Genomic DNA, 23,978 nt, shown 5'->3' on the forward strand with positions numbered 1-23,978 from the left:
GGTGCGTGCCATCGCCCTATCTGAAGCCTGATGATGAAGCCCGAAACCCTGCTCTATCCGACCCCGGCGGGTCTCTACTGCCCGGCGGGCGATTTTTACGTCGATCCGATCAAGCCGGCCGAACGGGCGCTGATCACCCATGGGCATTCCGACCACGCCAGGCCGGGACACGGCAGGGTTCTGGCGACACGCCAGACCCTCGACATCATGCGCATTCGCTGCGGGACGGATTTCTGCGGCAGCGAACAGGCGGTCGCGTTCGGCGAGAGCCTCAGTCTCGACGGTGTCGGTATCAGCTTCCATCCGGCCGGGCATGTGCTCGGATCGGCACAGATCGCTATCGAGAAGGACGGAACCCGGATCGTCGTTTCCGGCGACTACAAGCGCAGCCCCGATCCGACCTGCACGCCCTTCGAGCCGGTCGCCTGCGACGTGTTCATCACCGAGGCGACCTTCGGCCTGCCGGTGTTTCACCATCCCGACCCGGCCGACGAGATCGCCAGGCTGCTGACCTCGCTTCGCCAGTTTCCCGAACGCAGCCATCTGGTCGGTGCCTATGCGCTCGGCAAGGCGCAACGGGTCATCTCGCTGCTGCGCCGCTCAGGCTATGACCGGCCGATCTATATCCATGGCGCGCTGTCGAAGCTCTGCACCTATTATGAAAGCCAGGGCATCGATCTCGGCGATCTGCGGCCCGCCACCGACGATAACCAGGATGTGCAGGATTTCCGCGGCGCCGTGATCGTCGGGCCGCCATCGGCCTTCAACGACCGCTGGGCACGGCGCTTTGCCGATCCGCTTTCGGTGTTCACCTCGGGCTGGATGATGGTGCGCCAGCGCGCCAAGCAGCGCGGCGTGGAACTGCCGCTGGTCATCTCCGACCATTGCGACTGGCCGGAACTGACGGCGACGATCTCGGAACTGAAGCCCGGGCAGGTCTGGGTCACCCATGGCCGCGAAGAGGCTCTGGTCAGGTGGTGCGAGCTCCAGGGCATTGCCGCGCGGCCGCTGCATCTGGTCGGCTACGAGGACGAGGGGGACTGACGCCGGATGAAGGCCTTTGCCGATCTCCTCGACCGCCTGGTGCTGACGCCGAGCCGCAACGGCAAGCTCACCCTGCTCATCGACTACTTCCGCGCCACGCCGGATCCCGATCGCGGCTATGCGCTGGCGGCGCTGGCCGGCACGCTCGATATCGGCGTGGTCAAGCCGGCCATGCTGCGCGAACTGGTGCTCGAACGGATGGACGAGGTCCTGTTTCGCTACTCCTACGACTATGTCGGCGATCTCGCGGAAACGATCGCACTCGTCTGGGACGGCGAAAAGGACACGCCGCACATCGGAGCCGACGAGCCGCGACTTTCGACCGTAGTGGAAAAGATGCGGTCGCTCGGACGGACGGAAGTCCGTGGCGCGGTGCGCGATCTGCTCGACCGGCTCGACGGTTCGGGCCGCTTCGCCTTCCTCAAGCTCGTCACCGGCGGAATGCGGATCGGGGTGTCCGCCCGCCTTGCCAAGCAGGCTCTGGCGACCTTGGGGAACAAGGACATCACCGAGATCGAGACCCTTTGGCACGGTCTTGCACCGCCCTATGAGACCCTGTTTGCCTGGCTGGACGGCGCGGAAGAAATGCCCGCCCTCGCCAGCCCGGCGATTTTCCATTCGGTCATGCTGTCGACGCCGGTCGGCGAGGGCGATCTCGGCGCCCTCGATCCCCGTGATTTCGCTGCCGAATGGAAGTGGGACGGCATCCGCGTCCAGCTTTCGCGCTCCGGCAACCGCACGCGGCTCTATTCGCGCTCTGGCGACGACATATCCCACGCCTTCCCGGATGTCGTCGAGGCGGCGGATTTCGAGGCCGTGATCGACGGAGAACTCCTGATCGGCGGCACGCTGCGCTCCAACGAGCCCACCCGCACCTTCTCCGACCTGCAGCAGCGGCTGAACCGCAAGGCGGTGTCGTCGAGGATGCTCGGGGAATATCCGGCCTTCCTGCGTGCCTACGACATTCTCTTCCAGGGAGAGGAAGACGTGCGCGGGCAGACCTTCGTCCAACGCCGCGAGCGCCTCGCGGAACTGATCGGCGCCAGCCAGCCCACCCGCTTCGACCTTTCGCCGCTCGTGCCGTTTTCCAGCTGGGACGAACTCGAACGCCTGCGCACCGATCCGCCCGATCCGGTGATCGAAGGCGTGATGATCAAGCGGCTGGACAGCGTCTACCAGGCGGGTCGCGCCAAGGGTCCCTGGTTCAAATGGAAGCGCGAGCCGTTCAATGCCGATGCGGTGCTGATGTATGCGCAGCGCGGGCACGGCAAACGGTCCAGCTATTATTCCGACTTCACCTTCGGGGTGTGGACGAAAGGGGAGGACGGCGACGTGCTGGTGCCGGTCGGCAAGGCCTATTTCGGCTTCACCGATGCCGAGCTTGAAATTCTCGATAGCTATGTGCGCAACAATACCGTCGACCGCTTCGGTCCGGTCCGGGCGCTCAGGGCCGAGCCGGAGCATGGTTTCGTTGTCGAGGTCGCCTTTGAAGGCATAGCGCGCTCGACGCGGCACAAGTCCGGCGTCGCCATGCGCTTTCCGCGCATCGCGAGGCTGCGGCAGGACAAGCTGCCGCGCGAGGCCGACCGCCTCGACACGCTTCTCGCCATGATCGACTGAGCGCGGCGCCAAGCGCTCGCCCGATCAGCCCCCGCCGGTATGATGTGCCCGGCGCGCACGCCTGGCTTGCCAATCTCGGCGCCGCAGTTGTACCTTTCCGGCAGGAGGCGGTTGCCGGCGGAGGAACGCGGCGGCCAAAGAGTCGATGTTCGCAGGACACGATCCATTTCTCGTGGCGCTTTCGGTCGCCGTCGCGATACTGGGCGGCTATACGGGCTTCGGCATCGCAGCCCGCATCCGCACGGCACCGCACGCCAATCCGCGCCTGCTTCTGACCGGCGCGGCCGCCTTTCTGGCGATCGGTATCTGGACCATGCATTTCGTCGGCATGCTGGCGGCGCCGATCCCGGCGGATGCCAGCTACCTCGTCCTGCCGACCGTCATCTCCTTCCTGTTGTGCGCCCTGGTGGTCGGGATCTCGCTGTTCTTCGTGAGCATCGGCAAGCCGTCCGAGGGGCGGGTCAGCGCTTCGGCCCTGCTTCTCGGGCTGGGCATCGCCTCGATGCACTACGTCGGCATCCACGGACTTGCCGGCGATTTTTCCATCCAGCACGACTACGGCATGCTCGTGCTGTCGGTGGCCATCGCCGTTGCCGCCGCCTATGGCGGCTTGAAGATCTATCTCGCCCGTCAGGGCGGCCTGCGGCTGGCCCTGAGCGCCATCGCCTTTGGCATCGCGGTCTCGGGAATGCACTATACTGCCATGTACGGCATGCATTTCGTCCCCGCGGCGGCCGGCCATCACCGTGAGTTCGGCGGGCTGGTCGCGTCCCCGCAACTGCTCTCGCTTGCGGTCGCGCTTCTCTGTTTCGTCATCGCCGCCGGCTTCCTGCTGTTCCTCGTCCCGGAGCAGCGGCAGAGACTGGCAACGCTCGGGCCCGACGAAACCGATATGGGCCTCATCGATCTACCGGCCGACCCGCACGACCGCCCGCCCCGCCTCGCCGATCAGCCCGCTTCACGCGCCCTACCGCTGGGCGGGATCGGCCAGCCGAAGCAGATGCCGGTCAGCCGTATTCCCGTGGTCAGCACCGAGGGAACCCTGCTGATCGACATTTCCGACATCCGCAGCATCCGTGCCGACGCCCACTACACGCTGATCCACGACGGGCAGCGGGAACGCATGTGTCCCTGGTCGATTTCCGAGGCCGAAGCGCGACTGGATCCCGCCCTCTTCACCCGCGTCCACCGCAGCCACATCGTCGCGCTGCCGCATGTCAGCTTCCTGCGCAAGGAAGGCGACGGCGCCATTATCGAACTCGACGGCGCCGTGCCGCACGTGGTTCCAGTCAGCCGGGCGAAGATCGCCGAGGTCAAGGCACGGCTCGGACTGGTTCGCCGCGCCGCCATGCGCCAGTAAGTCAGAACGCCTGACGCAGTTCGTGCGGCAATCGCCGCAATTCGTGCGAAACGGCGAGCTTCGTGACGGGATTTGGGTCCGCCGCTTGCGCATCATCAAAAGCGCGAACACCCTTCCTCCATCGTTCGTGTCAACGCCAGACCGACGGATGGGAGGAGACCATGATACCAGGCGAATTCGAATACCATCGGCCAGCAACGCTCGCCGATGCGGTGAAACTATTGTCCGAGCTCGGCGAGGAAGCCAGGCCTCTCGCCGGTGGACATAGCCTCATCCCGATGATGAAGTTGCGCTTCGCAACGCCCGAGCATCTGATCGATCTTGGCGGCATCGGCCAGCTCAAGGGCATCTGCCGCGACGGCAATGCGCTCGTCATCGGCGCGATGACCACGCAGCACGATCTCATCAATTCCGCGGACATCGCCTTTCATCTGCCGATCCTGAAGGAGACCGCGCTGATGATCGCCGATCCCCAGGTTCGTTATGTCGGCACGCTCGGCGGCAATGTCGCCAATGGCGATCCGGGCAACGACATGCCGGCCGTGATGATGGCGCTCGGCGCCAGCTATCGTCTGGAAGGACCGGACGGCACCCGCGACGTGCCGGCTACCGATTTCTACCAGGGCGCCTATTTCACCGCGCTCGAGCCCGGCGAGATCCTCACCGCCATCTCCATCCCGGTTCCGCCGGCCGGCCACGGCTATGCCTACGAGAAGCTGAAGCGCAAGGTCGGCGACTATGCCACGGCGGCTGCGGCCGTGACACTTACCATGGCTGGCGGCAAGGTCTCGGCCTGTTCCATCGCCCTGACCAATCTCTCCGAGACGCCTCTGCTGGCGGAGACCGCGGCCCGGGCAGTGATCGGAACGAGCCTCGATGAGGCGGCACTGAAGGCGGCGGCAACAGCGGCACGCGCCGTGATGAACCCGGCGGCCGATGCGCGCGGCACCAGCGAATATCGCACCCATGTCGGCGGCGTCATGGTCATGCGGGCGCTGCAGCGCGCCGCGTCCCGTGCAGCGGCCTGAGGAGGACAAAGACGATGGCGAAGACCCATGTGAAGATGATGGTGAACGGAGCGGAGGTCGAAGGCCTCGTCGAGCCGCGCACTCTCCTCATCCATTTCATCCGCGAACAGCTGCTGTTGACCGGCGCGCATATCGGCTGCGAGACGACCCATTGCGGCGCCTGCACCGTCGACATCGACGGGCGTTCGGTGAAGAGCTGCACCATGTTCGCCGTGCAGGCGAACGGCACCGACATCACGACGATCGAGGGCATTGCCAATGCCGACGGCACGCTTTCGGCGCTGCAGGAAGGCTTCCGGCAGATGCACGGGCTGCAATGCGGCTTCTGCACGCCCGGCATGATCGTACGGGCGCACCGCCTGCTGCAGGAAAATCCCAACCCGACCGAGGAAGAGATCCGCTTCGGCATCGCCGGCAATCTCTGTCGCTGCACCGGCTACCAGAACATCATCAAGGCGATCCAGTACGCCGCCGCCAAGATCAACGGTACCGATTTCCAGGAGGCAGCAGAATGAACGACATGACCCCCACGCGGGAACAGAGAGAAGCCCGCCTCGAAGGCATGGGCTGCAAGCGCAAGCGCGTCGAGGACATTCGCTTCACCCAGGGCAAGGGCAATTACGTCGACGACGTGAAGCTGCCGGGCATGCTGCATGGCGATTTCGTCCGCTCGCCGCACGCCCATGCGCGCATCAAGTCGATCAATGTCGAGAAGGCGCTGAAAGTGCCGGGCGTGCTTGCGGTCCTGACCGCCGAAACGCTGAAGACCGTCAACCTCGCTTGGATGCCGACGCTCGCCGGCGACGTGCAGATGGTGCTGGCCGACGGCAAGGTTCTGTTCCAGAACCAGGAAGTCGCCTTCGTCGTCGCCACCGACCGCTATGCCGCCGATGACGGCATCGGCGCGGTCGAGGTCGAGTACGAGGCACTGCCTCCCCTCATCGATCCCTTCACCGCCATGGATGCCGATGCGCCGGTCCTGCGCGAGGATCTTGCCGGCAAGACGGAAGGGGCGCACGGCCCCCGCAAGCATCACAACCACATCTTCGAGTGGACGGTCGGCGACCGGGAACTGACGGATCTCGCCTTCGACAAGGCGGACGTGACTATCAAGGAGATGATCTCCTATCACCGCACCCACCCGTCGCCGCTCGAAACCTGCCAGTGCGTCTGCTCCTTCGACAAGATCAAGGGCGAATTGACCATCTGGGGCACGTTCCAGGCGCCGCACGTCATCCGCACGGTCGTGGCGCTCATTTCCAAGATCCCCGAGCACAAGATCCACGTCATCGCGCCGGATATCGGCGGCGGCTTCGGCAACAAGGTCGGCGCCTATCCGGGTTATATCTGCGCGGCGGTCGCCACCATCGTCACCGGCAAGCCGGTGAAATGGGTCGAGGACCGGATGGAGAATCTCACCACCACCTCTTTTGCCCGCGACTATCACATGACGACGGAAATTGCCGCCACCAGGGAAGGCAAGGTGACGGGCCTTCGCGTCCATGTGCTCGCCGACCATGGCGCCTTCGACGCCTGCGCCGACCCGTCCAAGTGGCCGGCCGGTTTCATGAACATCGTCACCGGCTCCTACGACTTCCCGGTCGCCCATCTGGCCGTCGACGGCGTCTACACCAACAAGGCGCCGGGCGGCGTCGCCTATCGCTGCTCCTTCCGCGTCACCGAGGCGGCCTATTGCATCGAGCGCGGCATGGACATCCTGGCGCAGAAGCTCGGCATGGATCCGGCCGAACTAAGGCTGAAGAACTTCATCAAGGCGGAGCAGTTTCCCTATCACTCGGCGCTCGGCTGGGAATATGATTCGGGCGACTATCACACCGCCATGCAGAAGGGCATGGAGACCATCGACTACGCGGGTCTCCGGCGCGAACAGGCGGAAAAGCGCGAAGCCTTCAAGCGCGGCGAAACCCGCGAGATCATGGGCGTCGGCGTTTCGTTCTTCACCGAAATCGTCGGTGCGGGCCCGTCTAAGAATTGCGACATTCTCGGCATCGCCATGTTCGACAGTTGCGAGATCCGCCTACATCCGACCGGCTCGGGCATTGCCCGCGTCGGCACCAAGAGCCAGGGCCAGGGCCACGAGACGACCTGGGCACAGATCATCGCCACCGAGATCGGCATCCCGGCCGACGACATCATGGTCGAGGAGGGCAATACCGATACGGCGCCCTACGGTCTCGGCACCTACGGCTCGCGCTCCACGCCGGTCGCAGGCGCTGCGATCGCGCTGGCCGCCCGCAAGATCCGCGCCAAGGCGCAGATGATCGCGGCCTATCTGCTCGAAGTGCACGAGGGCGACCTCGAATGGGACGTCGACGGCTTTCGGGTGAAGGGCCTGCCGGAAAAGTTCAAGTCGATGAAGGACATCTGCTGGGCGGCCTACAACTCCGTCCCCCCGGGCATGGAGCCGGGCCTCGAAGCGGTCAGCTACTATGACCCGCCAAACATGACCTATCCCTTCGGCGCCTATTTCTGCGTCATGGACATCGATGTCGATACCGGGGTCTACAAGATCCGCCGCTTCTACGCGCTGGACGATTGCGGCACCCGCATCAACCCGATGATCATCGAGGGCCAGGTGCATGGCGGGCTGACTGAAGCCTTCGCCATCGCGATGGGCCAGGAGATCCGCTACGACGCCACCGGCAACGTGCTCGGCGGCTCGTTCATGGACTTCTTCATCCCGACCGCGGTCGAGACGCCCCATTGGGAAACCGACCATACCGTCACCCCCTCGCCGCATCATCCGATCGGCGCCAAGGGTGTCGGCGAGAGCCCGAATGTCGGCGGCGTGCCGGCCTTCTCCAATGCCGTCAACGACGCCTTCTCCTTCCTCGGGTCGACGCATATCCAGATGCCCCACGACTTCTGGCGCAACTGGGAAACGGCCAAGCGGCTGGGCGTCACCGGCTGAGGGACGCGACGAGAAAAGGCCGTCTCTGGCCTGCCGGCCATCTCCCCCACAAGGGGGAGAAGACCGAGCCGAAAGCGCTCGCTTTTATCCGCCGAGGGTTCGGCTGGGTTAAGCCCTCCCCCTTGTGGGGAGGGTTGGGAGGGGAGTGTTTTCCCGTCCTGTGGGGCAAGCCGGCAGTCAGGCCGTGCGTTCTGTGACCGTCGAAAGAAGCGATACGAACCATGAGCAAGCTCAACCGCGATGAAATCGCATCAGGACTTTCCAGGGTCGGCTATATCGCCGACGGCGAGCTGGCGACGGCGATTTCGCTCATGACCTTTCTCAAGCGGCCCCTGCTGCTCGAGGGCGAGGCCGGCGTGGGCAAGACGGCAGTGGCGGCTGCCCTTGCCGACCTCTACGACACCAGGCTCATCCGGCTGCAATGTTATGAGGGGCTCGACCAGTCGGCGGCGCTCTACGAATGGAACTACCAGCGGCAATTGCTGGCGATCCAGGCGCATCAGGGCCGGGGCGCGGTCGAGATCGAGGACGAGATCTTTTCGGGAAAATACCTGCTGGAACGGCCGCTGCTGGCGGCGATCCGCCAGCCGAAGGCGCCGGTCCTGCTGATCGACGAAGTGGACCGGGCCGACGAGGAGTTCGAGGCCTTCCTGCTGGAGGTGCTCTCCGAGTTCCAGGTCTCCATTCCCGAACTCGGCACGATCCCAGCGACGACCATCCCGCATGTGGTGCTGACCTCGAACGGGACGCGCGAGCTTTCCGATGCGCTGCGCCGCCGCTGCCTCTATCACTATGTCGACTATCCCGAGCCCGACCGCGAGGCGCGCATCATCATGGCGCATCTCACCGGCATCGGCGCCTCGCTGGCGCTGCAGATCGCCCGGATGGTCGAGGCGATCCGCAAGGAGGATCTGCGGAAGGTTCCGGGCGTGGCCGAAACACTCGACTGGGCGGCAGCGCTGGTGGGCCTGAATCTCCGCGACCTGCACGACGATCCGGAGGCTTTGCACGACACGCTGCTCTGCCTGCTGAAGACCCGCGAGGACCGGACACGGATCAGCCGCGAGGTCACCGAACGCCTGCTCGGGAGGGTCGCATGAGCTGTTGCGGCCAGCCGATGAACCAGGACGAAATGGACGCCGTCTCCGGGCTGGTGTCGGAGAAGCTCGTGGCTTTTCTCAAGACGCTGCGCGACAATGCCTTCGCCGTCGGGCTCTCCGAGGGCAAGGATGCGGCCGCGCTGATGGCGGCGGGCTATGCGGCCCGTCCATCGCTGATGCGGCAGGCCTTCAAGCAGCTGTTCTGCGCCCGCAAGAGCGAATGGCAGCGGTTCGACGGATTGTTCGACGCCTTCTGGCTGGCCAAACGGGTGCGCGGACGCTCCGTCGTCTCCGGTTCGCCGGCGCCGTCCGCCAATCCCGCGCTCAAGGGCCTGCAGGCCTCACAGGCATCGCATCAAGGCAGCGAGGCGACCGACCAGGTCCCCTTCTCCGACCAAGACGGCGCGGACCAGTCCGGCGAAGGCCGGATGGAAGGCGCCTCGGTCATCGAGAACATTGCCAGGACCGATTTCCGCAAGCTTGCCAACCCGGAAGAGATCGAGCGCGCCCATGCCGTCGCCGCCCAGTTGGCGCGCGCCATGCAGGCCCGCCTGACGCGGCGCGACCTGGCCCGCAGACACGGCTATCGCATAGACCTGCGCCGCACGATCCACCGCAATATCGGCCATGGCGGAGTGCCGGTGTCGCTGGTCATGCGCGAGCGCCGCCAGAAGCCGCTGCGGCTGGTGCTGCTGCTCGACGCATCCGGATCGATGAGCATGTATACCGGCGTCTTCCTGCGCTTCATCCATGGCGTTCTCGACAATTTTCGCGAGGCCGAGGCCTTCCTGTTCCACACGCATCTCGCGCATGTCTCCGACGCGATGAAGGAGCGCGATCCGGCGCGTGCGCTCGACCGGCTGTCGATGATGGCGCAAGGGTCCGGCGGCGGGACGCGGATCGGCGACTGCCTTGCCACGTTCAACCGTCACCACGCCGCCCGCGTCATCCATTCGCGCACCTGCGTGATGATCGTGTCCGACGGCTACGAGACCGGCGACGCGGCAAAGCTCGGCGCGGAGATGGCAGCGCTCGGCCGACGCTGCCGGCGGATCGTCTGGCTCAATCCGATGATGGGCTGGGACGGCTATGCACCGGAGGCCGCCGGCATCAAGGCCGCCCTGCCGCATGTCGATCTTCATGCGCCGGCCCATTCGCTGGAGAGCCTCGCGGCGCTCGAACCCTATCTGGCCAGATTGTGAAGGAGGCGAGCATGACCATACATGTCGATGTGATGGATCTCATGGCGAAACTCAAATCGTCGGAAGAGGCCTTCGTGCTGGCCACCGTGGTCAGGACGGTCTCCGTGACGGCGGCGAAGGCCGGGGCAAAGGCGATCATCCGGCCGGACGGTACGATCGCCGCCGGCTGGATCGGCGGCGGCTGCGCCCGCGGCGCGGTGCTGCGGGCGGCGACCCAGTCGCTGCGCGACGGCAAGGCGCGGCTCGTTTCGATCCAGCCCGGCGACCTGCTGGCCGATCTCGGCGTGAAGCCCGGCGAAGCGCGCGGCGGCGTACAGTTCGCCCGCAACATGTGCCCGAGCCAGGGGACCATGGACGTTTTCGTCGAGCCGGTGCTGCCACGACCGTCTCTCATCGTGTTCGGGGCAAGCCCGGTGGCCCTGGCGCTCGCGGCGCAGGCCCACCCGCTCGGCTTCAACGTGACGCTGGCGGCGCCTGCGGACGATCTCGGCGAGGCGCCGGACGTGGACCATCTCGTCGATGGTTTCGCCATCGAGCCCGAGACCAGGGGCGAACGTTATCTCGTCGTCTCGACGCAAGGGCGGGGCGACGAGGCGGCGCTCAAGGCCGCCATCGCCGCCAAGGCCGACTATATCGGCTTCGTCGGCAGCCATCGGAAGATGGCGGCGCTGAAGCAGGAGCTTGCCGAGGCCGGCGTCGAACCCACCGCCCTCCATCGGGTCAAGGGGCCGGCCGGGCTCGATCTCGGCGCGATCACCCCGGAGGAGATCGCGCTCTCGGTACTCGCGGAAATCATTTCGATCCGTCGTCGCGGCCAGCGCGGCGAAACGGCACAACGGGCTTAAGGGAAGAGGAAGCATATCATGGACATGAGTGGCAGCGAACGGATCGAAGCACCGGTGGAGACCGTCTGGCAGGCCTTGAACGACCCGGAGATCCTGCGCCAGGCGATCCCCGGCTGCGAGAGCCTGGACAAGACCTCCGACACCACCATGACGGCCAAGGTCGTGCTGAAGGTCGGGCCGATCAAGGCGAAGTTCGAGGGTGCGGTCGAGCTGCAGAACCTCAACCCGCCGCATTCCTATACCATTGCCGGAGAGGGAAAAGGCGGGCTTGCCGGCTTTGCCAAGGGCGGCGCCGACGTGTCGCTTGCAGCCGAAGGGCCGGATGCGACGATCCTCACCTACACGGTGAAGGCCGAGGTCGGCGGTAAGATCGCCCAGCTGGGCAGCCGGCTGATCGATTCGACCTCGAAGAAGTTGGCGGGCGAGTTCTTCGCCAAGTTCGGCCAGCTGGTCGGCAATTCGGTCGCTGCCGCCTGAGCGGGTTGGCGCGCCGCGGTGGCCTTCGAGCCTTTGCGGCGCGCGATTCTCAATCGCGTTTCGTAAGGCAGCGCGCGACGCAATCGTGCCATCCGGCGACCGCCAGCCGGCGCTCCGAGTCGTCCATGCCCGGCTCGAAGCGGCGATCGCGCTTCCAATGCTCGGAAAAGCCCTTCTGGTCCGGCCAGATGCCGGCGCGGGAGCCGGCGAGCCAGGCGGCACCGAGAACCGTGGTCTCGAGGATCTGCGGACGGTCGACCGGTGCGGCCAGGATGTCGGCGAGACGCTGCATGGTCCAGTTCGACGCGACCATGCCGCCGTCGACACGCAGCACGGTCTTGTCGCTCGCGCCCTCCCAGTCCTTCTTCATCGCCTCGAGCAGATCATAGGTCTGGTAGGCAACGCTTTCGAGCACGGCGCGGGCGAACTCGGCGGGGCCGGTGTTGCGGGTCATGCCGAACATCGCGCCGCGGGCCTCGGCATCCCAATAGGGCGCGCCGAGACCGGTGAAGGCGGGCACGAGATAGACGCGCTGGTGCGGATCGGCCTTGGCGGCCAGGCCGTCTGTTTCGGCCGAACTGCCGATGAAACCCAGGCTGTCGCGCAGCCATTGCACGGCAGCACCGGCAATGAAGATCGAGCCCTCCAGCGCATAGGTCGTCACGCCGTTCAGCCGATAGGCGATCGTCGTCAGCAGCCGGTTGGAGGATGCGACGCGGTCGGTTCCGGTGTTCAGGAGCGCAAAACACCCCGTGCCGTAAGTCGACTTCATCATTCCGGGTTCGAAACAGGCATTGCCGATCACGGCCGCCTGCTGGTCGCCTGCAACGCCGAGGATCGGGATTTCGGCGCCGAAGACCTCCGGATCGGTCACGCCGAAATCGTCGGCGCAGTCCTTGACCTCGGGCAGCATGGCGCGCGGGATGGCGAGGATGTCGAGAAGCTCGTCGTCGAAGCGGTTTTCGCCGATGTCGTAGATCAGCGTGCGCGAGGCATTGGTGGCGTCGGTCGCGTGTACGCGGCCGGCCGTCATCCGGAAGATGAGCCAGCTATCGACCGTGCCGAAGCAGACCTCGCCCCTTTCGGCGCGGGCGCGCAGCCCTTCAACGGAATTCAGCATCCAGGCGAGCTTGGTGCCGGAAAAATACGGATCGAGCAGCAGGCCGGTCTTGGTGGTGAAGAGCGGCTCCAGGCCCTTGGCCTTCAGCTCCTCGCAGAAACGGGCGGTGCGGCGGTCCTGCCAGACGATGGCGCGATGCAGCGGTTCGCCGGTCTTGCGGTCCCAGACCACGGCGGTTTCGCGCTGGTTGGTGATGCCGATCGCAGTGATGTCGCGCAGCGTGATCCCCGCCTTGGCGACCGCCATGCGGGTGGTCGAAATCACGCTCTGCCAGATTTCCTCGGCATCGTGCTCGACCCAGCCTGAATCGGGGAAGAACTGGGTGAATTCCTGCTGGGCGACCCCGACGATCTGCATGTCCTGGTCGAACACCATGGACCGGGTCGATGTGGTTCCCTGGTCGATTGCCAGAATATATCCGCTCATCGGGCTTTCGTCTCCTTGGATGAAGACCGGGGCGCGTGTTTCGCGCCCCGGTCCTTTGCCATGCTAACGAGGGAAGATTACTTCTGCCAGCTCTTGACCAGTTCGTCGTAGTTGACGGTCATCGGCTTTTCCTTCTCGTTCTCGACCTTCAACTGCGGCGCAAGGTTGCCCTTGGCAACAGCATCGGCATTCCACTCTTCGAGGGTCTTTTCCTCGGCGAGCTTCGGGCCGATGTCACCCTGAACGCCGGCACGTTCCAGGCGCTGCAGCACCTTTTCCTGCTCGGCGCACAGCGAGTCCATGGCTTCCTGCGCCGACTTCGCACCCGAGGATGCGTCGCCGATCGCCTGCCACCACAGCTGGGCCAGCTTCGGATAGTCCGGAACGTTGGTGCCGGTCGGCGACCACTGGACGCGGGCCGGCGAACGGTAGAACTCGATCAGACCGCCAAGCTTCGGAGCGCGCTCGGTGAAGCTCGGATGCTGGATCGACGACTCGCGGATGAGGGTCAGGCCGACATGGCTCTTCTTGACGTCGATCGTCTTGGAGGTGACGAACTGGGCATAGAGCCAGGCTGCCTTGGCGCGATCGTCAGGGGTGGACTTCAGCAGCGTCCAGGAGCCTACGTCCTGGTAACCGAGCTTCATGCCGTCCTTCCAGTAGACACCATGCGGGCTCGGAGCGAAGCGCCACTTCGGCGTGCCGTCCGCGTTGACCACCGGCAGGCCGTCCTTCACGAGGTCGGCGGTGAAGGCGGTGTACATGAACATCTGCTGGGCGATCTCGCCCTGCGACGGAACCGGACCGGATTCCGAGAAGGTCATGCCCTGGGCGGATGCCGGTGCATAGGCCTTCAACCAGTCGAGGTACTTCTGGATGGCGTAGACCGAAGCGGGGCCGTTGGTGTCGCCGCCACGGGCAACGCAGGAGCCGACCGGACGGGAGTTCTCGTCAACCTTGATGCCCCATTCGTCGACCGGCAGACCGTTCGGCAGGCCCTTGTCGCCGTTGCCGGCCATGGAGAGCCAGGCATCGGTGAAGCGCCAGCCGAGCGACGGGTCCTTCTTGCCGTAGTCCATGTGACCGAAAACCTTCTTGCCGTCGATCTCGCGACCGGTGAAGAATTCGGCGATGTCCTCGTAAGCCGACCAGTTGACCGGAACGCCGAGGTCGTAGCCGTACTTCGCCTTGAAGTCGGCCTTGTTCTTTTCGTCGTTGAACCAGTCGTACCGGAACCAGTAGAGGTTGGCGAACTGCTGGTCGGGCAGCTGGTAGAGGTCGCCGTCCGGAGCGGTGGTGAACTTCATGCCGATGAAGTCGTCGAGGTCGAGGCCCGGATTGGTGACGTCCTTGCCTTCGTTTGCCATCCACTTGGTGAGCGAGCGGGCCTGCTGGTAGCGCCAATGGGTGCCGATCAGGTCCGAGTCGTTGACATAGGCGTCGTAGACGTTTTCGCCCGACTGCATCTGCGTCTGCAGCTTTTCGACGACGTCGCCTTCGCCAATCAAATCATGGGTGATCTTGATGCCGGTGATGGCTTCGAAGGCCGGGGCCAGAACCTTGGATTCGTATTCGTGCGTGGTGATGGTTTCCGACACCACCTTGATTTCCATGCCGGCGAAAGGCTTCGCGGCATCGACGAACCACTGCATTTCCTTTTCCTGGTCGGCGCGGGACAGCGTCGAAAGGTCACCGACCTCCTTGTCCAGGAACTGTTTGGCCTCATCCATTCCGGCAAAGGCGGAGCCGGTCATCGCCAGCAGCATGGCTGCGGTCGTCGTCAAAAGGTGCTTTCGCATGATTTTCCTCCCAAAGGTTGCGATTGCAGTCTCTTCGTAGTCCGGGATGGCGGAGCTGACCGCCATCCGTTTTTCAAGCCTCAGACGAAACGGAATACGCCGATCGCGTAGACCACCGACAAGGCAAGAGCCCACCACAGGTTCGGACCTCCCAGCCCCAACCATGCGAGATGAATGAATGCGGAGCCGAGCAGCGAGATGAACAGGCGATCGCCTCGCGTCGTCTCGAACCGCAAGACGCCGATGCGCGGATTGCCGCCCGGCGAGAAATATTCCCAGACCGCCATGCAGGCAATCAGCGTGAAGATGCCGATGAAGAACAGCGCCGTCGGCAGCGTCCATGCCATCCACGAGAAGTCCATCTTGAGCCCCCCTTTCCTTAGACGCGGCCCAGGGCAAAGCCCTTGGCGATGTAGTTGCGGACGAAATAGATGACGAGCGCGCCCGGGATGATGGTGAGCACGCCGGCGGCGGCCAGTACGCCCCAGTCCATGCCCGAGGCCGAGACCGTGCGCGTCATGATGGCGGCGATCGGCTTGGCGTCGGTCGTGGTCAGCGTACGGGCGATCAGCAGTTCGACCCAGGAGAACATGAAGCAGAAGAAGGCGGCGACACCGATCCCGCTCGCGATCAGCGGCATAAAGATCTTCACGAAAAAGCGCGGGAAGGAATAGCCGTCGATATAGGCCGTCTCGTCGATCTCCTTCGGCACGCCCGACATGAAGCCTTCGAGAATCCAGACCGCCAGCGGCACGTTGAACAGGCAGTGTGCCAGAGCCACGGCGATGTGGGTGTCGATCAGGCCGAAGGCGGAATAGAGCTGGAAGAAGGGCAGCGCGAACACGGCCGGCGGCGCCATGCGGTTGGTCAAGAGCCAGAAGAACAGGTGCTTGTCGCCGAGGAACCGGTAGCGCGAGAAGGCATAGGCCGCCGGCAGGGCCGCCGCGACCGAGATCACCGTGTTCATCACCACGTAGATGATCGAGTTGATATAACCCTTGTACCAGGACGGGTCGGTGAAGATCACCATGTAGTTCCGGAGCGTCGGGTTCTGCGGAAACAGCGAGAAGGCCCCGAGGATCTCGTTGTTTTCCTTGAAGCTCATGTTGACCAGCCAGTAGATCGGCAGGAGCAGGAAGAGGATGTAGATCGTCGGGATCAGGAAGGAGAAGCGGCTCTTGTCATGGTTCATCTTCGTGTCCCTCACTTGGCCTGGGCGTCATGGCTGGTCATGACCGTGTAGAAGACCCACGACATGAGCAGGATGATCAGGAAGTAGATGATCGACATGGCAGCCGCCGGGCCCAGATCGAACTGGCCGACCGCCATCTTGACCAGATCGATGGACAGGAAGGTCGTCGAATTGCCCGGGCCGCCGCCGGTGACGACGAAGGGCTCGGTATAGATCATGAAGGAGTCCATGAAGCGCAGAAGCACGGCGATCAGAAGCACGCGCTTCATCTTCGGCAGTTGGATGTAGCGGAACACCGAGAAGCGCGAGGCGCCGTCGATCTTGGCGGCCTGGTAATAGGCATCCGGGATGGAGACGAGGCCGGCATAGCACAGCAGCACGACGAGGCTCGTCCAGTGCCAGACGTCCATGACGATGACCGTCACCCAGGCGTCGACCGGATCCTGCGTATAGTTGTAGTCGATGCCGAGGACGGTCAGGTAGTGGCCGAGGAAACCGATGTCGACGCGGCCGAAGACCTGCCAAATCGTGCCGACCACGTTCCACGGAATGAGCAGCGGCAGTGCCATCAGCACGAGGCAGACGGGCACGCCCAGCCCCTTTTTCGGCATGTTGAGGGCGATCAGGATTCCGAGCGGCACCTCGATGGCGAGGATCACCATGGAGAAGATCAGGTTGCGGCCGAGCGCGTTCCAGAAGCGGTCGGAAGACAGCATGTCCGTGAACCAGTCGGTGCCGGCCCAGAAGAATTCGTTGTTGCCGAAAGTGTCCTGCACCGAATAGTTGACCACGGTCATCAGCGGGATGACGGCCGAGAAGGCCACCAGCAGGAGAACCGGAAGGACCAGGAACCAGGCCTTGTTGTTGAAGGTCTTTTCCATGATCAGCCCTCCTGCCCGACGCGCCAGCTGTCGGCATAGATGCCGATCGCCTGGGCTTCGAAAGTGACACGTGCCTCGCTGGGGATCTCGGTGTCCTCGGGCGCGACGATCGACAGCGGATTACCGCAGAACAGGGTCCGGACGATCTTCTGGCGGCCGGTATCCTCGACCTTGGTGATCGTGACCGGCATGCCCTCGCGGCCGAGGCGGACGAATTCCGGCCGGATGCCGAGCTCGATCCTGGCGCCCTTGGCCAATGTCGGCGCTCCGCTCAGCGCAATGGTCTGCTCGCCGACCACGGCCGTGGATCCGTTCACTGCGGCCGGCATGAAATTCATGCCCGGCGAGCCGATGAAATAGCCGACGAAGGTGTGGCTCGGACGCTCGAACAGTTCGGCGGGCGTGCCGATCTGGACGATCTCGCCGTCATACATGACGACGACCTTGTCGGCGAAGGTCAGCGCTTCGGTCTGGTCATGGGTGACGTAGACCATGGTGAAGCCCGACTGGCGGTGCAACCGCTTCAGCTGCGAGCGCAGAACCCACTTCATGTGCGGGTCGATGACGGTCAGCGGCTCGTCGAACAGGATCGCGTTGACGTCGGAGCGGACGAGGCCGCGGCCGAGCGAGATCTTCTGCTTCTGGTCGGCGGTGAGCCCCTGCGCGCGCCTGCCGGCCATGCCGGCGAGATCGGTCATCTCGAGGATTTCCTTCACCCGGCGATCAACTTCCGCTTCCGGCACATGGCGGTTGCGCAGCGGGAAGGCGAGATTGTCGTAGACCGTCATGGTGTCGTAGACGACCGGGAACTGGAACACCTGGGCGATGTTGCGCGCCTCGGTCGACAGCGCGGTGACATCCACGCCGTCGAACAGGATCCGGCCGTCCGAGGGATGAATGAGCCCGGAAATGATATTGAGCAGCGTGGTCTTGCCGCAGCCGGATGGACCCAGCAGGGCATAGGCGCCGCCGTCGGCCCATTCGTGATGGACTTCCTTCAGCGCGTAATCGCCGGCGGCCTTGGCCTTGGGGCTGTAGGCGTGGCGGATATGATCGAGATTGATGCGTGCCATGGTCTCTTCCCCTTACGCCGCGGCGACGTCGACGAGCGCGCGCCCGTCGGAGCCGAACGCCATCAGGTGGCGCGTATCGATGAAGACTTCGAGCTCGTGATCCGGATCGATGTCGTGGATGCCGTGGGCCAGCATGACCCAGCGCGCGCCGGCGAAGTGCAGGTGGATGAAACTCTCCGAACCGGCGATTTCCGACACCAGCGTCGTGGCCGAAAGCGCGGTCGTCGCATGGTCGTTGCGCTTGAGATAAAGGTGATGCGGCTGGAAGCCGATCGTCACCGGACCGTCGGCAATGGCGGCCAGATGCGCCGGCACCGGCAGGATTGGCCGGCCGGCGAGCAGGAACTGACCGCCGGACTTCACCAGATCGATCGTATTGAGCGGCGGATCGGCGAAAGTGCGCGCGGTCAGGAGATCGAGCGGGTGACGATAGACCTGGATGGTTTCGCCGAACTGCGTGACCGCGCCCTGGCTCAAAGTCGCGGTATTGCCTCCGAGCAGCAGCGCTTCGGACGGTTCGGTCGTGGCATAGACGAAGATCGCGCCGGACTGGGCGAAGATCTTCGGCAGTTCCTCGCGCAGTTCTTCGCGCAGCTTGTAATCGAGGTTGGCGAGCGGTTCGTCGAGCAGCACGAGATTGGCGTTCTTGACGATGGCGCGCGCCAGTGCCGTGCGCTGCTGCTGGCCGCCGGAAAGGTTGAGCGGCGTGCGGTCGAGATAGGGTGTCAGCCGCAGAAGCTCGGCGGCCTTCTTCACCTCGCGGTCGATGGTCGCGGAATCCTTGCCGGCGATCCGCATCGGCGAGGCGATGTTCTCGTAAACGGTCAACGCCGGATAGTTGATGAACTGCTGATAGACCATGGCGACATTGCGCTTCTGCACCGGCACGCCGGTGACGTCCACGCCGTCGAAATGGATCGACCCACCGGTCGGCTTGTCCAGACCGGCCATCAAGCGCATCAGCGAGGTCTTGCCGGAGAGCGTCGGCCCCAGCAGGACGTTCAGCGACCCTCGCTGCAAGACGAGATCGGTCGGGCGAATATGATATTCGCCGGCAACCATCTTCGAGACATTGCGCAATTCAAGCATCTATTCCTCGGGCCTCCTCCGAACCGTCGGCTATCTTCCAGCAGGCGCCTGACCCTTAGCGGGCGACCGCGACTGCCATGTATGTCTCCAGTTCCGCGGCCTCATCGGCCGTCAGGAACAAACCCTGCTTGGTGCGGCGCCACAGCACGTCTTCCGCGCTGCAGGCCCATTCCCGCTCGATCAGCCAGCGGACCTCGCATTCGTAGAGCGAGCCGCCGAAATGCCTTCCCATGTCCTCGGCGCGGGCAGCGCCGGACAGAATGGTCCTGGCATCGGTGCCGTAGCAGCGGACCAGCCGCTCCGCATGGCCGCGATCGAGAAACAGATGCGCCTTGAGCAAGCCATCGACTTCTGCCGCATAGGCCGTCGCTTCGAAATTACCGCCCGGCAGTCTGCTCTTCGCCGTCCATGCGCTTCCCTTGGCGCCGATCGCCTCGCCGATCTTCTCCAGCGCATTCTCCGCCAGCCGCCGATAGGTGGTCAGCTTGCCGCCGAAGACGTTGAGAAGCGGCGCTTCCTCCGCCTGGCGGTCGAGCTTCAGCACGTAGTCGCGCGTCGCTTCCTGGGCCTTCGAGGCGCCGTCGTCATAAAGCGGGCGCACGGCCGAATAGCTCCAGACGATGTCGTCCTTCTTCACCGGTTCTGCAAAATATTCGCTGGCTGCGTTGCAGAGATACGCGATTTCCTCTTCGCTTATTTTCACATTTTTCGGATCGTCCGTATAGTCACGATCCGTCGTGCCGATCAGCGTGAAATCATTCTCGTAGGGAATGGCGAAAATGATGCGATTGTCCGGGTTCTGGAAGAAATAGGCGCGCTTGTCGGAAAACTTCTTCTTCACCACGATATGGCTGCCCTGGACGAGCCGCACATTGTGGACATTGTTGCATCCGAAGGCGCCGGAAAGCACCTGGTCGACCCAGGGACCGGCGGCATTGACCAGCATGCGCGCCTTCAAGCTCTGCGTCTGGCCGGTCGCCTGGTCTCGCACCGTGACGGTCCAAAGCCCGTTCTCGCGGCGGGCCGAGGTGACCCGGGTCCGGCTCAGGATCGTCGCTCCGCGATCAGCCGCATCCCGGGCATTCAGAACCACCATGCGGGCATCGTCGACCCAGCCGTCGGAATATTCGAAAGCCTTGGAAAACACCGGCTTCAGCGGCTTTCCCGCCGGGTCGCGGCGGAGGTCCAGCGTCTTGGTCGCTGGCAGAAGCTTGCGGCCGCCGAGATGGTCATAAAGGAAGAGGCCGAGCCGGATCAGCCAGGCCGGGCGCACGCCGCCCTTCTGGAAGGGCAGGACGAAGCGCAGCGGCCAGATGACGTGCGGCGCCATGGCCCACAGCACTTCGCGCTCCATCAGCGCCTCGCGCACCAGGCGAAACTCATAGTATTCGAGATAGCGAAGGCCGCCATGGATCAGCTTGGTGGCACCGGAGGACGTGCCCGAGGCGAAGTCGTTCATTTCGGCGAGTGCCACGGAGTAGCCGCGACCGACCGCATCACGCGCGATGCCGCAGCCGTTGATGCCGCCACCGATGACAAAGATGTCGAAAACCGTCTCGACCGACATTCGCTCCCCGCTCCTCCTTTTCGCATTGCACAATTTAGAGCAATTGCGAAAGTCAAGGCATCTAAATTGAAAGCGAATCGAATGTCAAACGAAGATTAGCGAAAAACTAGCGGCTTTCGTCCATGTCACCCTGCTGGCTTTGCGTTTCCACCAGATGCACGTCGCTTTCGGCACAGATCCGCCGAATCGCATCGACGGGACAATGGTCGGTGATGAAGGTATGGACCTGGGAAATATGGCCGATGCGCACCGGAGCCGTGCGTTCGAACTTGGAGGCGTCCGATACCAGGATGACGTGGCGGGCATTGGCGATGATCGCCTGGGCCACCTTGACCTCCCGATAGTCGAAGTCGAGAAGCGCGCCGTCCTCGTCGATCGCCGAAACGCCGATGACGGCGAAATCGACCTTGAATTGGCGGATGAAATCGACCGCCGCCTCGCCGACGATACCGCCGTCCGATCCGCGAACCACCCCGCCAGCAATCACCACCTCGATCGAGGGGAACACTCGCAAGCGATTGGCGACATTGATATTGTTGGTGATCACCATCAATTCGCGATGATCGACCAAGGCCTCCCCGACGGCCTCGGTCGTCGTGCCGATATTGATGAACAGCGAGGAATTGTCGGGGATGAGGGCCGCCGCGGCGCGGCCGATCGCCTGTTTCTCCGGTGCGGCGATCGAACGGCGCGCCTCGTATTTGACGTTCTCGTTGCCGCTCGGAAAGATCGCACCGCCATGAATGCGCGTCAGGGCCTTGCCGTCGCAGAGGTCATTCAGATCCTTGCGGATGGTCTGCGGCGTGACGGCGAACCGTGTCGCCAGCTCATCGACCAGCACGCGGCCCTCCGCCTTGGCGAGAGCCATGATTTCCACCTGACGGCTGGTAAACAGCATCCGCACCTCCCCTTTTCGTTTTCTTTCATCCTAGGGAAAAATGAAAGTCCGGCAATAGGCTCACCTGGTCGCGACGCAATTGCGCCTCGGTCGCGCTTAACCGCCAAGAAACTCCCCGGACCGCCATCTGGCGACCCGGGGAGAGGCCCCCGCCGATCTGGATTTCGAAACTGCCGGTGGCGCGAACTCAACGACAGCCCTGATAGACTTCCCACTGCTCGATATTGTTGACGCGGCGCTGTTCAGCCGGCGTCAACTTGCCGTAGGGCGGAAAGCAGGCGCGACCGAAGACGTTGCGCGCGCGCTGTGTCTTGAAGCAGAAGCCCTTGGCCGCATAGATGGCGTTCCGTTCATACCACAACTGTTCGCAGGTCATCCCGCTCTGCGCCGCCGCCGGCGCGGCGGCTCCCATGGCGAGCATCATCGGAACGACGGTGATGATCGCAGCGATCAGTATCCTCAAATGCCCCACGTCGAAGTCCTCCTGTTTCCACGCCACCAATCTAGCACAGGGCCGCGAAGCGCAATTGACTCATGTCAAGATCATTATTGGGACTCGCGGCCCCGGAGACAGGGGGCGGAGGACCAATCACCGCCCCTGTCGTGAGGGATGACGCAGACCTCGCGGTTACCGGCGTGTGGGTGCGATCTGGTCGCGCGGCATGAGGGCGCCGGGATGCCGGACAACGCGGGCCGCGACCGCATGGCCTTGTCTGGCGGCCTCATCGGGCGCGACACCGCCGAGACGGGCTGCGAGATATCCGCCGTTGAAGGAATCGCCCGCTCCCGTGCTGTCGAGCGGCTTGACACTTTCAAAGGTCAGGACCTTGATCGCGCCGCCCGGCATGGAGACGGCAACGGGACCGCCGCCATTCTTCACCACCACTTCGCCGGCGCCCGACTTCAGCCACCGTGCGGCACAGTCCTCGAGGTCGGCGTCGCCGAAAACCGACGCCTCGTCATCGAAGCTGGGCAGCGCGATCGCCGCCGTCGCCGCCGCGTCCGTGAGGCAGGTGCGCATCGCCTCGGCATTTTCCCAGAGGCGTTGCCGAATATTCGGGTCGAATACCGTCAGCTTGCCCTCGGCGCGTGCCTTGCCGACGAGACGCAGCAGAGCTGCCCGACGGTCCGGCTCGAGGATGGCGAGTGTGATCCCGGAGAAATAGACCACGTCGGCCACGTCGATTGCGGCTTCGAGCGCGGCATCGTCGTCGGCCAGCCGGCGGGCAGCGGACTGGCCGCGCCAATAGGAAAAGCTGCGCTCACCGTCGTGAAGCTCGATCGAGTAGAGACCGACCGTGCGGTCCGGGTCGCGGGCGATGAATTGCGTGTCGATGTCGTTCGACCCGAGGAATTCGAGCATGCGCTCGGAAAACGGGTCCGTTCCCAGCCGGGTGAAGAAGGACACCCGCCAGTCCGACGGCAGGCAGGCCCGCACGTACCAGGCGGTGTTGAGCGTATCGCCGGCAAAGCCCATGCGCCACAGGCCGCCCTCGGCCTGCGACAGTTCAACCATGGCCTCGCCGATCGCGAGAAACAGCTTTTCACTCATCCATTCACCTCCTCCGCGACCACGTCCTCCATGCCGCGTTTCAGGCATGCGGCCGGGAGCCTGACTGACCTCCCGGTGTCATAAGCTCACCGGTGCGAACGCGATTTCCCCGGATCAGGGATCACGCAGGGCATGGGCCTCGCCCGCATGGGAGCGTCGAGGCAATAGCGCATCCGGGCGCCGACGGCAAAGGCAAATGGGCTGGACGCAGCGTCGGCCGGACGAGGCCGGGGCCCAAGTGATCGCCCCCCGGCCGGCCGGCGAATGCGCTCGACGCAGCTACCCCCACGGATGAGTGCCATCATTCCCTGAAACTATGCTTGTTATTTCCTCTATCTATTTGATTGATGCATAATGTCGGGAGATCCTTCCTGTTGATGGCCAATCGTCTTGCTTGAGGCAGGCGGTCGCGCTGACCAGATAGGGGCAACGATCATGTTGAAAGCCATTTTGTCGTGCGCGCCCGCTGCCGGCCTTGCGATTGCCGTGGCCGTACTGCCGTCCGTGGCCGCTTCCGACAGGCCCGAGCTCGTCCCGGAACTGGTGGACGAGGTCAACCTGGTGATGAAACAGCTGGCGAGGGAGCACATGACGATGGCGATCGTCACCCACGAAATGCGTTTCGCCGCGGAAGTTGCCGACCGTGTGCTGTTCATGGCCGACGGCATCGTGATCGAGGAAGGAACGCCCGATGCGCTGTTCGCGCAGCCGAAGCAGGAACGGACGCGCACATTCCTCCGGAAGTTTCTCAATGCCTGACAGGAGACGAGACG

The 23,978-nt window shown here is 64.1% G+C and carries 21 protein-coding genes and 1 pseudogene; 11 read left to right on the forward strand and 11 right to left on the reverse strand.

Features of this window, described 5'->3' with window-relative positions; genetic code table 11:
- The first annotated feature begins 33 nt into the window (after window positions 1–33).
- The 10 genes from AC07Y0_RS19145 (at window position 34) to AC07Y0_RS19190 (ending at window position 11,608) form a co-directional block, all read left to right on the forward strand.
- A complete protein-coding gene (locus AC07Y0_RS19145) occupies window positions 34–1,044 on the forward strand; it encodes a ligase-associated DNA damage response exonuclease (RefSeq protein WP_498680283.1) in 1,011 nt (336 codons plus the stop codon).
- 6 nt (window positions 1,045–1,050) lie between these two features.
- Window positions 1,051–2,664 carry a cisplatin damage response ATP-dependent DNA ligase gene (locus tag AC07Y0_RS19150; RefSeq protein ID WP_498679275.1) on the forward strand — a complete coding sequence of 538 codons (1,614 nt, stop codon included), beginning with the start codon at window positions 1,051–1,053 and terminating at the stop codon, window positions 2,662–2,664.
- Between the two features lie 145 nt (window positions 2,665–2,809).
- Complete coding sequence (locus tag AC07Y0_RS19155; RefSeq protein WP_498679276.1) at window positions 2,810–4,024, forward strand: MHYT domain-containing protein; 1,215 nt, start codon at window positions 2,810–2,812, stop codon at window positions 4,022–4,024.
- 161 nt (window positions 4,025–4,185) lie between these two features.
- Entirely contained in the window at window positions 4,186–5,052 is an 867-nt protein-coding gene (locus tag AC07Y0_RS19160) for an FAD binding domain-containing protein (RefSeq protein WP_498679277.1), read from the forward strand.
- Between the two features lie 14 nt (window positions 5,053–5,066).
- Window positions 5,067–5,567, forward strand: a complete 501-nt coding sequence (locus AC07Y0_RS19165) for a (2Fe-2S)-binding protein (protein WP_498679278.1) — start codon at window positions 5,067–5,069, stop codon at window positions 5,565–5,567.
- Entirely contained in the window at window positions 5,564–7,984 is a 2,421-nt protein-coding gene (locus AC07Y0_RS19170) for an aerobic carbon-monoxide dehydrogenase large subunit (RefSeq protein ID WP_498679279.1), read from the forward strand. The genes AC07Y0_RS19165 and AC07Y0_RS19170 overlap by 4 nt, the downstream gene beginning before the upstream one ends.
- 221 nt (window positions 7,985–8,205) lie before the next feature.
- Window positions 8,206–9,084, forward strand: coding sequence for an AAA family ATPase (locus AC07Y0_RS19175; protein ID WP_498679280.1), 879 nt, complete (start codon window positions 8,206–8,208; stop codon window positions 9,082–9,084).
- A complete protein-coding gene (locus AC07Y0_RS19180; RefSeq protein WP_498679281.1) occupies window positions 9,081–10,286 on the forward strand; it encodes a vWA domain-containing protein in 1,206 nt (401 codons plus the stop codon). The genes AC07Y0_RS19175 and AC07Y0_RS19180 overlap by 4 nt, the downstream gene beginning before the upstream one ends.
- Window positions 10,287–10,297: 11 nt before the next feature.
- Window positions 10,298–11,131, forward strand: a complete 834-nt coding sequence (locus AC07Y0_RS19185; RefSeq protein WP_498679282.1) for an XdhC family protein — start codon at window positions 10,298–10,300, stop codon at window positions 11,129–11,131.
- An 18-nt stretch (window positions 11,132–11,149) separates the two neighbouring features.
- Window positions 11,150–11,608 (forward strand): SRPBCC family protein, encoded by a 459-nt coding sequence (locus AC07Y0_RS19190; protein WP_498679283.1) that lies wholly within the window; start codon window positions 11,150–11,152, stop codon window positions 11,606–11,608.
- A 49-nt stretch (window positions 11,609–11,657) separates the two neighbouring features.
- Here AC07Y0_RS19190 and glpK read toward each other — a convergent pair whose 3' ends face one another.
- From glpK to AC07Y0_RS19245, 11 genes are all read right to left on the reverse strand, one after another.
- Window positions 11,658–13,154, reverse strand: a complete 1,497-nt coding sequence (glpK, locus tag AC07Y0_RS19195) for a glycerol kinase GlpK (protein ID WP_498679284.1) — start codon at window positions 13,152–13,154, stop codon at window positions 11,658–11,660.
- A 77-nt stretch (window positions 13,155–13,231) separates the two neighbouring features.
- Window positions 13,232–14,953: an ABC transporter substrate-binding protein gene (locus AC07Y0_RS19200; RefSeq protein ID WP_498679285.1), complete on the reverse strand. Its 1,722-nt coding sequence runs from the start codon at window positions 14,951–14,953 to the stop codon at window positions 13,232–13,234.
- Window positions 14,954–15,033: 80 nt separating this feature from the next.
- On the reverse strand, window positions 15,034–15,315 hold the full coding sequence (locus AC07Y0_RS19205; RefSeq protein ID WP_115668935.1) for a DUF2160 domain-containing protein: 282 nt from the start codon (window positions 15,313–15,315) through the stop codon (window positions 15,034–15,036).
- A gap of 17 nt (window positions 15,316–15,332) precedes the next feature.
- On the reverse strand, window positions 15,333–16,145 hold the full coding sequence (locus AC07Y0_RS19210; protein WP_498679286.1) for a carbohydrate ABC transporter permease: 813 nt from the start codon (window positions 16,143–16,145) through the stop codon (window positions 15,333–15,335).
- A gap of 11 nt (window positions 16,146–16,156) precedes the next feature.
- Complete coding sequence (locus tag AC07Y0_RS19215) at window positions 16,157–17,026, reverse strand: carbohydrate ABC transporter permease (RefSeq protein WP_498679287.1); 870 nt, start codon at window positions 17,024–17,026, stop codon at window positions 16,157–16,159.
- 2 nt (window positions 17,027–17,028) lie between these two features.
- On the reverse strand, window positions 17,029–18,099 hold the full coding sequence (locus AC07Y0_RS19220; protein WP_498679288.1) for an ABC transporter ATP-binding protein: 1,071 nt from the start codon (window positions 18,097–18,099) through the stop codon (window positions 17,029–17,031).
- Window positions 18,100–18,111: 12 nt separating this feature from the next.
- The gene (locus AC07Y0_RS19225) at window positions 18,112–19,188 is read right to left on the reverse strand and encodes an ABC transporter ATP-binding protein (RefSeq protein ID WP_498679289.1); all 1,077 of its coding nucleotides are present in this window, start codon (window positions 19,186–19,188) and stop codon (window positions 18,112–18,114) included.
- Between the two features lie 55 nt (window positions 19,189–19,243).
- The gene (gene glpD / locus AC07Y0_RS19230; RefSeq protein ID WP_498679290.1) at window positions 19,244–20,755 is read right to left on the reverse strand and encodes a glycerol-3-phosphate dehydrogenase; all 1,512 of its coding nucleotides are present in this window, start codon (window positions 20,753–20,755) and stop codon (window positions 19,244–19,246) included.
- Window positions 20,756–20,861: 106 nt separating this feature from the next.
- Window positions 20,862–21,653 carry a DeoR/GlpR family DNA-binding transcription regulator gene (locus AC07Y0_RS19235; protein ID WP_498679291.1) on the reverse strand — a complete coding sequence of 264 codons (792 nt, stop codon included), beginning with the start codon at window positions 21,651–21,653 and terminating at the stop codon, window positions 20,862–20,864.
- A 187-nt stretch (window positions 21,654–21,840) separates the two neighbouring features.
- Window positions 21,841–22,125 carry a YARHG domain-containing protein gene (locus AC07Y0_RS19240; RefSeq protein WP_498679292.1) on the reverse strand — a complete coding sequence of 95 codons (285 nt, stop codon included), beginning with the start codon at window positions 22,123–22,125 and terminating at the stop codon, window positions 21,841–21,843.
- A gap of 156 nt (window positions 22,126–22,281) precedes the next feature.
- Entirely contained in the window at window positions 22,282–23,205 is a 924-nt protein-coding gene (locus AC07Y0_RS19245) for a sugar kinase (protein WP_498679293.1), read from the reverse strand.
- A gap of 474 nt (window positions 23,206–23,679) precedes the next feature.
- Between AC07Y0_RS19245 and AC07Y0_RS19250 the strand changes: the two are divergent.
- Window positions 23,680–23,964, forward strand: a pseudogene (locus AC07Y0_RS19250) (polar amino acid ABC transporter ATP-binding protein); the annotation flags it as partial.
- Between the last annotated feature and the right edge of the window lie 14 nt (window positions 23,965–23,978).

The sequence above is a fragment of the Allorhizobium sp. GW101-3B10 genome, assembly GCF_059424725.1.